We start from the raw sequence: 12418 nt of genomic DNA on the forward strand, positions 1-12418 counted from the left end.
TTCCGGCTTTTCCCGATACGCCTTTCGGGTTCCGCTTGCGCGGTTCCTTCCCGGCGGTGGTGCTATTTCATCAGATCCGGCTGGTTTGTCAAAACCGGCCGTTTCCGACCCACCGGCGACCTTCCGGGCACGGCTGAGCCGGTCCGGCATGGTCGGGTGGTGGTTTCCCCTGTCGGCCGGCCGCCGCTCGGGCGTCCTGCATCCGTGTGGGGACGAGGGGTTAACTTACGTGGTCGGGTCGGCGACGTCAAATCGGCGCGCGAAGTGCCGCGACCGAGGTCGGGGCGGACCGTGCCATAACTGTGTTGAGGGGGACGTTTACCTGGTCAAGGGGAACCAGGCATGCTTGTTGACCATCTACTTGATGGAAACCCAGCCCACAGGGAAGGAACCTCATGAGCTACTACCCCCCGCCCGCCCCCGGTGGTCCCGGTTCGTACGGCGTCCCGCCGGCGCCGCCGCCCAACCACCTGGTGTGGGCCATCCTGACGACGCTCTTCTGCTGTCTCCCGGCCGGAGTCGTGTCGATCGTGTTCGCCGCGCAGGTCAACGGCAAGTGGAACAGCGGTGACCACGCGGGCGCCATCGCGGCGTCCAAGAACGCGAAGACCTGGGCGATCGTCTCGGCGATCGTCGGTGTGGTCGTCGGGGTCATCTACTTCATCTTCAGTGTCGCGATCGCCAGCAGCGGCTCGACGTACTGACGGATGACTCAGGAGCATCGGCTCGCCCCGCCCCTGCGGGGCGAGCCCTCGCCTGGAGGTGACGGCGCCTCCCCGGGGGTTTCCGCGGCGGTGCGCCGCCTGCTCGCGCCCCTGGGAGTGATGGTGCTGACCGCGGGGGTCGTCGGGTACGTCGCCGCGGTGGATCCGAACGAGCAGGGGCACTATCCGACGTGCCCGTTCCTCGCGCTGTCCGGTTACCAGTGCCCGGGGTGCGGCGCGCTGCGCACCGTGCACGCCGTGGCGCACGGGCAGCTCGGCGAGGCCGTCGCGTTGAACGTGTTCACGGTCGCGATGCTGCCCGTCCTCTTGTTCTTCTGGGTGCGCTGGGCCGTCGCGCGGGCCCGGGATCGTCCCACCCGGACCAAGGCCGCCGACCCGAGGCTGATCTGGGCGTTCTTCGCCGTCGTGATCGTCTTCTGGGTCGTGCGCAACCTCCCCTTCGGCGCGGCGCTCGCCGCCTGACACGGGACGTGGCCGCCGTTCGGCCCGCGTCCGGGCCCGGACGGTCGGAACAGGAGTCTTCCCGAGGTCGCGGGGACCTGGACGCGGCCCGCCGCGTTCGGCGCCGCGCCGTTGAGCCCGGTCGCCGTGGTCTCGTCCGCCGAAGCGGGCCGGCGCGCGACGTTCCGGGCCCGGCGCGTCCGCCCGCGGCGGGTCGCCGCGGGCGGTGCGGGGTCAGCCCGCGGCGGCCTTCTCGGCACCGTCCTCGGGCGGGGGCGTGCGGGCGAACACGTTGAACACGAGGTTGAGGACGATCGCGGAGATCGCGCCGAGGGTGATGCCGCTGTTTAGGATCGCGGCGACCTCCCGGGGCATCTGCGCGAAGACCTCGGGGGCGGCGGCGGGGAGCAGAGCCAGCGCGATGCTGACGGCGACGACGAGGGCGTTGCGCTCCTGCCGCAGGTCGACCTTGGAGAGCGTCTGGATGCCGACGACGCCGACCATGCCGAACATCGCGACGGCCGCGCCGCCCAGGACGTCCGGCGGGATGGACGCGACGTAGCCCGCGGCCTTCGGGAACAGCCCGAGGACCATCATGATCAGGCCCGCGGCGACGACCACGAAACGGCTGCGGACGCCGGTGAGGCGCACGAGGCCGACGTTCTGCGCGAAGCACGTGTAGGGGAAGGCGTTCAGGACGCCGCCGAGGAAGGTGGACACGCCGTCGGCGCGGAGCGCGCGGGTGATGTCCTCGTCGCCGACGTCCTTGCCGACGATCTCGCCGGTGGCCTTGGAGTCGCCGACGGTCTCCACGACGGTGACCATCATCACCAGCAGCATCGCGACGATCGCGCCGATGTGGAAGGTGGGCATGCCGTAGTGGAAGGGGGTGGTGACGCCGACCCAGTCGGCTTCGCCGACCTGGTCGAAGGTGGTGTCGCCGAGCGCCCAGGAGACGAGGGTGCCGCCGACGAGGCCGAGCAGGACGGCGATGCTGCTGAGGAACGGGCGGTGCATCCGGTAGACGGCGAGGATGAACAGCAGCGTGCCGCCCGCGTACATGAGGTGCTTCCAGCTCCCGAAGTCCTCGGCGCCCTGGCCGCCCGCGGCGTCCTTCAGCGCGTTCGGCAGCAGGATCAGGCCCATGATCGTCAGGACGGTGCCGGTGACGAGGGGCGGGAAGAAGCGCAGGAGGCGGCCGAGGAACGGCGCGGCGATCAGCGTGACGAGGCCGGCGGTGATCGTGGCGCCGTAGATGGCCAGGAGCCCGGCGGTGGCGTTCTCCGCGCCCTGCCCGATGGCGATCATGGGGGCGACGGCGGTGAAGGTGACGCCCTGGACGATGGGCAGCCGGACGCCGACGCGCCAGAAGCCGAGCGCCTGGATGATCGAGGCGATGCCGCAGGTGAACAGGTCGGCGTTGATGAGGTAGACGAGCTGTTCGTCGGACAGGCCGATCTGCCCGGCGACGAGGATCGGGACGATGACCGCGCCGGCGTAGAAGGCGAGGACGTGCTGGAACCCGTAGAGGGCGAGCTTGGGGACGGGGAGCACCTCGTCGACGGGATGCCTGCGCGGTCCTGCTTCGGACATGCGTGTGTCGCCTTCCGGGGTCGGTGAGCATGGGCGCCCGCGTTGACCTGCGGTTGCGCCGATTCCGACGGCCGAACATACCGGCCTGCACCGGTTCGTCCCGAAACCGCCCCCGGTCGGCTCCGGGGGCGGTGCGCGCGTCAGGCGGGGTCGGTGAACGCGGGCGGGCGCTTCTCGAAATGGGCGCGGACGGCCTCGGCCTGGTTGGGGGTGCCGCGCAGCGCGCCGAGTTCGCGGGACTCGGCGGCGAACTGGCCGGCGAGGTCGCGGTCGGCGGCGCGGTTGAGCAGGCGTTTCGCGGCTCGGACGGCGTCGGGGCTGTTCCCGGCGATCTCGCGGGCGAGTTCGGTGGCGGCGGCGTGCGGGTCGTCGGCGGTGCGGGTGGCGAGACCGATCCGGGCGGCGTCCGTCCCGGTGATCATGCGGCCGGTGAAGGTGAGCTCCTTGGCGACGTCCTCGCCGACGAGGCGGATGAGCGCGGCGGTGCCGGTCATGTCGGGCACCAGTCCCCAGCGCATCTCCAGGACCGACAGCTCGGCGTCGGGGGCGACGATGCGCAGGTCGGCGCCCATGGCGATCTGGAGGCCGCCGCCGAGGGCGTGGCCGTGGACGGCGGCGATGACCGGCTGGGGCAGTTCCCGCCAGGTGTGGGCGGCTTGCTGGCCGAGGTTGGTGATGCGGCCGGGCAGGCGGCCGGTGATGTCGGACGAGCCGGACGCGCCGGAGGACTCGCGCTCGGCCATGGCGCCGAACGCGGCGAAGTCGAGGCCGGCGCAGAAGGCGCGGCCCTCGCCGGACAGCACCACGGCCCGGACGGACGGGTCGGCGGCGAGGGCGTCGCCGGTCGCGGCGAGCGCCTCGAAGGTGGGCAGGTCGAGGGCGTTGAGCTTGTCGGGGCGGTTGAGCCGCACGTCGGCGACCCCGTCGTGGACGTTCACGGTGACGCGTTCGGTCATGCCGGGATCCTCCTGCGAGACGTCTGCGGCGATCATTCCAGGCGTTCGCGGAGCCACGCGAGGGCGACCTCTCCCTGGGCGCGCTGGAAGGCGCGGAGGGCGGGCAGGCCGGGCGGCGGGGGCTGGAGCCCGCCGTGGACGAAGAAGCCGGCGAGCGCGGCGAGGGCGGCGGTGACCGCGCGGTCGTCGGCGGACGCGGCGAGCGGGTGGGCGGCGAAGACGTCCGCGGGCCGGGGGGCCGCCCTGGAGGCGGACGCTCGGCAGCATCGCGAGGAGGTCGAACCAGGGGGCGGCCAGGCACGCCCACGGCCAGTCGACGACGACGACGCGGTCGGGCGTCAGCAGGATGTTGTCGGCGCGGACGTCGGCGTGCGCGAGGGTGTCGCCGGCGGCGGCCGTCCCCCAGGACGTCTCGAGTTCCGCGAGTTCGGCGAGGTGGTCGCGGGCCCAGGGGTCGAGCCCGCCGGGCGTTGCGGACGCGCCGGCGGCGAGGCGCCGCCAGCCCCGGAACGCCGGGCCGAAGCGTTCGGCCACCGTGGGCGCGTCGATGGGCGCGGGCGTCATCGCGGCGGCGAGGTCGCCGAGGGCCGCGAGGACGCGGGCGAGTTCGGCGGCGTCCCACGGCTCGCGGGGCGGTGCGCCGTCGACGTCCTCGAAGACGAGGGTGACCCAGTCGTCCCGGTCGAAGAACCCGAGCAGCCTCGGGACGGGCGCGGTCGGCGGCAGCGCGGCCGCCACCCGGGCTTCCGCGCGGTGGATGCCGGGCGAGTCGGCGTTGAGTTCGGCGCCGACGGACTTGACGAACGCGCGGCGTCCGTCGTCGAGCCGGAGGCGGGCGGCGGCGCCGGGCGAGTATCCGCCGGGCTGTGTGACGGCCTCGGCGACGCGGGCGCCGAGCAGCGCCTCGACGTCGGCGCGGACGTGGTCGGGGGTCTTCTCCCAGGGCAGCCGGTTCATCCCGGCATTGTGCCGCGCGGCGGTCAGGTGACGGGAACGATGTCGGCGCGGGCGAGCCGCCCGTCGCGGACGTCGAGGAGCCCGAGGGTGCCGTGGGGCTGGCGGCGCCGGTCGGTGGGCGAGCCGGGGTTGAAGATGCGGACGCCGTCGCCGGTCTCGTCGAGCGGGATGTGGGAGTGGCCGAAGACGACGAGATCGGCGCGGGGGAACCAGCGGCGCATGCGGGCGGTGCGGCCGCGTTTCTGGCCACTGTCGTGCACCATCGCGACGGCGAGGCCGTCGAGGTCGAGTTCGAGCCGTTCGGGGGCGCCCCACGCGGCGACGTCCGGCCGGTCGTTGTTGCCGAGGACGGCGTGGACGGGCGCGTACTGGGCGAGTTCGTCGAGGACGGGCGCGACGCAGACGTCGCCCGCGTGCAGGATGACGTCCGCGCCGCGCAGGTGCTCGGCGACCCGCGGCGGGCACGACTTCCAGTACCGGGGCGCGTGGGTGTCGGAGATCACGACAGCTCGCACCGTTCCATTGTGTCACCGGGGGCCGGTGATTTTGCGCCGGTGCGGTCCGGACACCGGTGGGAAAGAACTGTAAGCGCGCTGTCATTAGGGTGCGCTGACCTGCGGGGTTAGGCTCGTGGTCCTCGCGTTCGCCCGGACGGCCGGACGCCCCCGGCCGCGGCGGCCCGGTGCGCGAGGACCGGGGCGGCCGGGCGCCGCGGGTGGAAAGTCACTCCCTTGCACCGGCCCCGGCGCCCGGCCGCCCGCCCCGCGCTACTCGGTGAGGTAGAGCTTCTGGTCGAAGACGCCGGAGCCGGGGGTGGTCTCGCCGCGGGCGACGGCGGTGCCGCCGCCGGTGCCGTCGGACGGGCAGAAGAAGTCGCTGCCGGGCTTCTTCACGAGGGTGATGCCGGTCGCCTCGCCCTGGGCGTCGTCGACGCCGGGAAGCGGGCGGTTCGGGTTGTCGCGGTTGTAGACGTCGAAGGACAGGCCGTCCTCGCCGCCGGTCCGGAAGCCGTAGTGGCAGGTGCGGACGCGGCCGAGGAACTCGCCCTCGAGGGTGAAGGTGAGGTCGCCGTCGATGGTGAGGGTGCCGTCCCGTCCGCCGGGGACGGGGTCGTGGGCGACGCGGCCGCTGTCGGCGGGGAGTTCGCCGAGGTCGGTGGGCGGGGAGCTGAGGCCGTTGGACGTTTCGCAGGCGCCGAGGGACCCGGAGGTCAGCGCGCCGGCTCCCGTGGATTCGACGGTGCCGCGCAGTTCGGCGCCGTCGCACGTACCGGTGACGGTGACGCCGAGGAACACGACGGAGAATTCGAGCGGGCCGACGGTGGAGACCTGCCAGTTGCCCGAATAGGGGGCGCCGGTGGCGGTGCCGGCGCGGACGGTGGTGGTCGCGGCGGCCGCGGGGCCGGCCGCCAGGGTCGCGGCGGCCGCGGCGGCCAGGGGCGCCGCGAGCAGGGGCGCGGTGATTCTGCCGAGAGCTTTCACGGGGTCACTCCTCGATGAGGCCATCTGCTTCCGCGCGCGGCGCGGTGCCGTGCACGGCCCCCTCGCGCGGCCGGGTGTCGCCGTGACCGCGCGGATTACAGATCGTTTCTACCTCGGTGACCCCGGATCGCAAAGAGCTCCGAGCAATTGATTTCACATTTCGCATTCCGGTGATAACCGCACCCGGATGATCACTAAATCAACGATGGACAATGCGTTCCGATGCGGCTTCCCGCCCGCCGGACGCGTCCTTCAGCGGCGCTGCGGGACGCCCCGGACGTCCGGGTTCGCGCAGTGGACGAGGGGTTCGCCGCGCAGGTGGCGGGCGACGTCCCGGGCCGCGATGCGGGCGGCGTTGGCGGCGGTCTGCTTGCTGGCGCCCGCCAGGTGCGGGGTGACGATGACGTTCGGGGTGGTCAGCAGGCGGGAGCCGGCGGGGACGGGTTCCTCGGGGAAGACGTCGAACGCGGCGGCGAACAGGTGGCCGGACTCGACGGCGTCGCAGGCGGCCTCGTAGTCGAGGAGGGAGCCGCGCGCGCAGTTGACGATGATCGAACCGGCGGCCATCGCGGCGATCTCCGGGGCGCCGATCATCCCGGTGGTCTGCGGGGTGGCGCGGGCGTGCAAGGAGACGATCTGCGCGCGCGCCAGAAGTTCTTCGAGGGTGACGAGTTCGGCGATGCCCGCGAGGTCGCCGAGGCCGTCCAGGTACGGGTCGTGGACGAGGACACGGGCGCCGAGCGCGGCGAGCGCCCGGGCGACGCGGCGTCCGACGGCGCCGCAGCCGACGAGGCCGACGGTGCCGCCGAGCAGTTCGATGCCGACGTCGTCGTAGCGGTAGTAGTCGCCGCGCCACCGGCCGCCGGTCAGGTCGACGTGGGTCTGCGGGATGCGGCGGACGGCGGCGAGGATCAGCCCGAGGGTGTGCTCGGCGGTCGCGTCGGCGTTGCGTCCGGGCGCGTAGCAGACGGCGACGCCGTGTTCGGTGGCGGCGTCGAGGTTGGCGTTGACGGGCCCGCCCCGGGTGACGCAGAACAGCCGCAGGTCGGGGGCGTTCTCCAGGATCCGGCGGGTGAGGGGGGCCATCTGGGTGACGCAGATCTCGGCGCCGCGCAGCGCCTCGATGAGCTGGTCCTCGGTGCCGGACGCCTCGTCGACCTCGGCGACCCGCCCGAACGGCTCGACGGGCCACGGCAGGGTCAGCTCGGCGAACTCGAGGTCGGCGGCGGGGCCGCCGGGACCGTCCGCCGTCTCGGCGCGCAGCGCGTCGACGAGGAGGCGGTTGAGGACGAAGTGGTCACCGGCCGCGAGGACGCGGGTCGTCATTGCTGGCTCCAGGGAACGAGCGATCGTTCGATCGCGGTGTTGAACTCCAGGAGGGCGGCGTCGCCGTCCCGGAGCCGTATCTCGGTCAGTGCGCAGTTGCCCAGCGCCGGGAAGCGCCGCCGGTAGTCCTTGAGGGGGACGCCCAGCAGCGCGCAGAGCGCGAGCCGGATCGCCGTCGAGTGCGCGACGACGAGGACGCGGCCGCCGGTGTGGGCGGACGCGATGTCGTGCAGGGCCGCGGTGAAGCGGGCGGCGGCGCGGGCCGGGTCCTCGCCGCCGGGCAGGTGCGCGGCGACCGGGTCGGCGAGGAAGGCGCGCAGGGCGTCGGGGAACTTGCGGTCCATGTCGTCGCGGGTGAGGCCCTCGCCCTCGCCGAAGTCGAGTTCGCGGAGGCGTCCGTCCACCCGGACGTCCGTGCCGAGCGCGGCCGCGGAGGCGGCGGCGGTCAGCCGGGCGCGGGACAGGTCCGACGACCACACGGCGTCGGGCCGCGCGAGGAGCGCCCACGCGGCGAGCAGCCGGGCCTGGTCGCGGCCCCGGGCGGTCAGCGCGACGTCACTGCTCCCGGCGTAGCGGTTCTCCGCGTGCCATTCGGTCTCGCCGTGGCGGACGAGGACGATGCGGGTCATCGCCGTGCACCTTTCATCCCCATGGCCCCCTTCATTCCCGTGCCCTTTTCATTCCCGTGCCCTTTTCATCGCCGTGCCCTTTTCATCGCCGTGCCCTTTTCATCGCCGTGCCCTTTTCATCGCCGTGCGCCTTTCATCCCGGTCCTTTCCCGTGCGCGGTCCGCGGTGGCCGCCGGCAGCCAGCCGCGCCCTTCGAGCTCGCCGACGAGCCGCAGGTAGGCGTCGTCGAAGCGGCCGACGCGGTCGGCGCGCGGGTCGACGACGGTCCGGACGGCGACCATGCGGGCGGCGACCTCGGCGACCGGGCGCCCCGGGGACGCGGCGAGGACGGCGGCGCCGAGGGCCGGTTCGGACCGGCTGGGCAGCACGACGGGCCGTCCGAGCACGTCGGCGCGCAGCTGCACCCAGTAGGCGCTGCGGGCCGCTCCCCCGGTGAGGGTGAGGTCGCCGCCGGTGGGGGCGCCGAGCAGGTCGAGGTGGTCGAAGCACAGCCGCTCGATGTACGCGACGCCCTGCAGGACGGCGGCGTAGTCGTCGGCCTCGTCGCCGGTGCCGCCGATCCGGAACCCGCGCGCGTCCGGCGCGAGGAACGGGAAGCGCTCCCCCGCGGGGACGAGGGGGTAGGCGAGCGCCGTCGCGGGTTCGCGGGACGCGGCGCGGCGGTCGAGGTCGGCGAGGTCGCGCCCCGGGAAGTCGCGGGTGAGGGCGCCCGCGCCGGTGCTGGACGCGCCGCCGGGCAGCCAGCGGCCGTCGGGCGCCTTGTGCGAGTAGACGGCGCCGAACGGGTCGTGGACGGGCCGGTCGGTGACGCCCTTGAGGACGAGCGTGGTGCCGAGGACGGAGTTCCACGAGCCGGGGGCGAGGCGGCCGGTGCCGAGCTGGGCGGCGCACCCGTCGGTGGCGCCCGCGACGACCGGAGTGCCCGCGGGGATCCCGGTGGCGGCGGCCGCCGCGGCGCAGACGGTGCCGAGCGGGGTGCCGGACCGCACCAGCGGCGGCAGCAGGCCGTCCGGCACGCCGAGCGCGTCGAGGACGTCCCCGGGCCAGCGTTCGGCGATCAGGTCGGCGCCGGTCTTCAGCGCGTTGGACAGGTCGGCGGCGACGGGGTGCCCGGTGAGGCGCCGGTTGACGAAGTCGGACTGGTGGGCGAGGCGGGCGCCGCCCGGGGGGACGGGCGTGTGCTCCAGCAGCCACAGCAGCTTCGGGAGCGCCCAGGCGGGCTGCATCCGCCGGTAGCCGAGGCGCCGCCACACCTCGGCGCCCGCCTCGTTGACGCGCTCGACGTGCGCGGCGGCGCGCGTGTCGTCGTACATGAGCGCCGGGGTCAGCGGGTTCCCGTCGCGGTCGGTGAGCAGGATCGTCCCGGACGTCGCGTCGACCGCGACGGCGCGGACCGAGCCGGGCGGGACGTCCCGGAGGGCCCGGGCGCACGCGGCGGCGACGGCTTCCCACCAGTGCTCGGGGTCCTGTTCGTGGCGGGGCCCGTCCCGGCGGCCGGCGAGCTCGGCGGCGCCTGCCCCGGCGACGTCCCCGGAGGCGGTGACGGCGAGGGCGCGCGCGCCCTGCGTGCCCAGGTCGATCCCGAGCCAGACGTCGTCGTTCACGGGTTCCTTTCGGCGGTGCGCGCCCGCGCGGACGCGAGGGTCGGCCAGGCGGACGCGGTCGCGGCCCGGACGTCGAGGAAGTCGCGGTAGGCGTCGGCGTAGTGCGCGGCGCGGGCCGGGTCGGGTCCGTGGACGTCGCCCGGACGGACGTGGGCGGCGGCCGCCGCGCCCGCGTCGGCGGCCCGTCCGGTGGCGAGCAGGCCCACGACGAACGCTCCGCGCGCGCCCGCCTCCGTGTCCGCGGACCGGACGACGGGCACGCCGGTGACGTCGGCGAGCATCGCCAGCCACACCGGGCTCGCGGATCCGCCGCCGCTCACCCGCAGCTCGGTCGGGCGGGTCCCGGCGGCGGTCAGGCAGTCGCGGACGACCAGGCTGAGGCCCTCGAGGACGGCGCGGGCGACGTCCGCGGCGGTGTGGTCGACGGTCAGGCCGTGCAGGCCGCCGCGCGCCGCCGGGTCGAGGAACGGGGCGCGCTCGCCCGCCGGGGACAGGTACGGCAGGAACACCAGCCCGTGCGCGCCGGGCGGTGCGGCGGCGGCCAGCTCGGCGAGGTCGCCGGGGCTGCCGAGGCCGAGCATCCGGCACGCCCAGCCGACGACCTGGCCGCCCGCGAGCGTGGGGAACGCCCGCAGGAACCGGCCGGGCAGGCCCATCGCGACGGTCAGCCCGGACGGCTCGCCGGTGAGGTCGGGCTCGTCCACGACCGTCTCGGTGCACAGCGTCGTCCCGAGGATCGTGCACGCCCGTCCCGTCTCGACCGCGCCGACCCCGATGGCGGTGGACGCGATGTCGTAGGGGGCGAGGACGACCGGGAGCCCGGCGGGCAGGCCGAGCGCGGCGGCCGCGTCCGGGGCGAGCGGCGCGGCGCGGTCGCCGTCGTCGCACGGGTCCGGCAGCAGCGGCCGCGCCCACTCCATGCCGTAGCGGCGCAGCAGGTCGTCCGACGGGCGCCGGGTGCGGACGTCCATGAACGGGGCGGACGCGTCCGAGGCGTCCATCGCGATCCGCCCGGTGAGCCGGGAGAAGATCCAGCCGCCGCAGGTGAGGACGGCGGCGGTCCGGGCGAGCCGCCCGGGGTCGTGCCGGCGCAGCCAGGTCAGGATCGCGTTCGGCAGGCCCGCGAACGTCAGCGACCCGTTGACGCGGAACGCGTCCGCCAGCACCCCGTCCCGGGCCCATTCCGCGACGACCGGGGCGGCGCGGCCGTCGTTCCACAGGATCGCCGGGCCGGCCGGGCCGCCCGCGCGGTCGACCGGCCAGCAGCCGTCGCCCTGCGCGGTCAGCGCGAGGTAGTCCACCTCCCCCGGCAGTCTCGGGAGGATCTCGCGGACGGCGTCCGCCACCGCTCGCCACACCGATTCCATGTCCTGTTCGGCGTACCCCGGACGGGGCCGGCTCACCTCGGCGGGGCGCCGGGCGACGGCCAGCTCGGTGCCGTCGGCGGCGTACCCGACCGCCTTGATCATCGTGGTGCCAGCGTCGACGCAGACGACGGCCATCGCGTTCCTCCCCTAGGCCCGGCCGTGCGAGCGGCGGGACCGGCGGGCCGCCGAGTCCAGCGCGACCGCCAGCATCAGCACCGCGCCGGTGACCATGAACCGGTAGGACGAGTCGAGGTTCAGCAGCGTCAGCCCGTTCGAGATCGACTGGATGACGACGATGCCGAGCAGCGCGGCGAACGCGCCGCCGCGCCCGCCGAACAGGCTCGTCCCGCCGATGACGGCGGCGGCGATCGCGTTCAGGTTGACGTCGCCGGTGCCGCTGCTCTGGTTGGCGGCGGCGAGGCGCGCCGCCGCCAGGACGCCGCCGAGCGCGGCGAGCGACGTGCACAGCACGAACGCCGACGTGTAGATGCGCTGCACGTCGATGCCCGCGCGGCGGGCCGCCTCGACGTTGCCGCCGACCGCGTACAGCGACTTGCCGTACTTCGTGCGGGACAGGGCGTAGTGCGCGGCCAGCACCAGGCCGAGGAAGAGGACGAACATCCAGCCGACGCCGCGGTCCCGGTTGAGGTACCAGACGGCCAGCCCGAGCCCGGCCAGGAGCGCGACGCTCCGCAGGATCAGCGTCCGCTCCCCGGTGGCGGGCAGCTCCGCGCGCCGCCGTTCGGCCGCGCGCAGGTGCCCCGTCCAGTAGAGGGCGGCGGCGCCCGCGGCGACCAGCGCGTACGCCAGCCAGGGCGGGACGAACGCGAGCTGCGCGAACGTGACCGGCCAGGAGTCGAACGGCAGGTTGATCGAGCCGTTGGGGCCGAGGATCCACAGTTGCAGGCCGAGGAAGCCGAGCAGCCCGGCGAGCGAGATGACGAAGCTGGGCACGCCGAGCCGGTTGAAGACCTGCGCGTAGCACCAGCCGACGGCGGCGCCGAGCGCGACGGCCGCGAGGATCGCGACCCACGCCGGCATGCCCCGGTCGACGAACAGGACGGCGGTGACGGCGGCGCTGAGCCCGCTGATCGATCCGACCGACAGGTCGATCTGCCCGACCAGCAGCATGAACACGACGCCGAGCGCGATCACCCCGACGGGCACGCACTCCAGCAGCAGGTTCACGAGGTTCGCGCTGGACAGGAAGATCGGGTTGAGGATCTGCATCACCGTCCAGATGACGACGAGCCCGGCGACGACCGGCGCGACGCCGAGGTCGCCGCCGCGCAGCAGGGCGCCGCCCGCGGCGAGCCGGGCGCGCGGGCCGCCGTCGCCG

General features: G+C 74.5%; 11 protein-coding genes. 2 read left to right on the forward strand and 9 right to left on the reverse strand.

All coding sequences use genetic code 11. The annotated features are described in order from the left end of the window. Positions 1-395 precede the first annotated feature (395 nt). Complete coding sequence (locus ACFQ11_RS34650; RefSeq protein ID WP_378306605.1) at positions 396-704, forward strand: CD225/dispanin family protein; 309 nt, start codon at positions 396-398, stop codon at positions 702-704. A 3-nt stretch (positions 705-707) separates the two neighbouring features. Beyond that, positions 708-1187 carry a DUF2752 domain-containing protein gene (locus ACFQ11_RS34655; RefSeq protein ID WP_378306607.1) on the forward strand — a complete coding sequence of 160 codons (480 nt, stop codon included), beginning with the start codon at positions 708-710 and terminating at the stop codon, positions 1185-1187. Between the two features lie 213 nt (positions 1188-1400). Here ACFQ11_RS34655 and ACFQ11_RS34660 read toward each other — a convergent pair whose 3' ends face one another. The 9 genes from ACFQ11_RS34660 to ACFQ11_RS34700 all read right to left on the reverse strand — a co-directional run. Further along, positions 1401-2759 carry a nucleobase:cation symporter-2 family protein gene (locus ACFQ11_RS34660; RefSeq protein ID WP_378306609.1) on the reverse strand — a complete coding sequence of 453 codons (1359 nt, stop codon included), beginning with the start codon at positions 2757-2759 and terminating at the stop codon, positions 1401-1403. Positions 2760-2899: 140 nt separating this feature from the next. Then, a complete protein-coding gene (locus tag ACFQ11_RS34665) occupies positions 2900-4672 on the reverse strand; it encodes a crotonase/enoyl-CoA hydratase family protein (RefSeq protein ID WP_378306611.1) in 1773 nt (590 codons plus the stop codon). Positions 4673-4695: 23 nt separating this feature from the next. After that, on the reverse strand, positions 4696-5187 hold the full coding sequence (locus ACFQ11_RS34670) for a metallophosphoesterase family protein (protein ID WP_378306613.1): 492 nt from the start codon (positions 5185-5187) through the stop codon (positions 4696-4698). Between the two features lie 252 nt (positions 5188-5439). Continuing rightward, positions 5440-6153 carry a hypothetical protein gene (locus ACFQ11_RS34675; RefSeq protein WP_378306615.1) on the reverse strand — a complete coding sequence of 238 codons (714 nt, stop codon included), beginning with the start codon at positions 6151-6153 and terminating at the stop codon, positions 5440-5442. Between the two features lie 252 nt (positions 6154-6405). After that, positions 6406-7479, reverse strand: a complete 1074-nt coding sequence (locus ACFQ11_RS34680) for a 2-hydroxyacid dehydrogenase (protein ID WP_378306617.1) — start codon at positions 7477-7479, stop codon at positions 6406-6408. Further along, positions 7476-8108 carry a histidine phosphatase family protein gene (locus tag ACFQ11_RS34685; RefSeq protein WP_378306619.1) on the reverse strand — a complete coding sequence of 211 codons (633 nt, stop codon included), beginning with the start codon at positions 8106-8108 and terminating at the stop codon, positions 7476-7478. The genes ACFQ11_RS34680 and ACFQ11_RS34685 overlap by 4 nt, the downstream gene beginning before the upstream one ends. A gap of 116 nt (positions 8109-8224) precedes the next feature. After that, complete coding sequence (locus ACFQ11_RS34690) at positions 8225-9712, reverse strand: FGGY-family carbohydrate kinase (protein ID WP_378306621.1); 1488 nt, start codon at positions 9710-9712, stop codon at positions 8225-8227. After that, positions 9709-11214, reverse strand: coding sequence for an FGGY family carbohydrate kinase (locus tag ACFQ11_RS34695; protein ID WP_378306623.1), 1506 nt, complete (start codon positions 11212-11214; stop codon positions 9709-9711). Before ACFQ11_RS34695 ends, ACFQ11_RS34690 begins: the two co-directional genes overlap by 4 nt. 12 nt (positions 11215-11226) lie before the next feature. Further along, positions 11227-12418: sugar ABC transporter permease (locus ACFQ11_RS34700; protein ID WP_378306625.1), on the reverse strand; the 1192-nt coding region annotated here is incomplete at its 5' end.

The sequence above is a fragment of the Actinomadura sediminis genome (assembly GCF_042675525.1).
Taxonomy (GTDB): domain Bacteria; phylum Actinomycetota; class Actinomycetes; order Streptosporangiales; family Streptosporangiaceae; genus Spirillospora; species Spirillospora sediminis.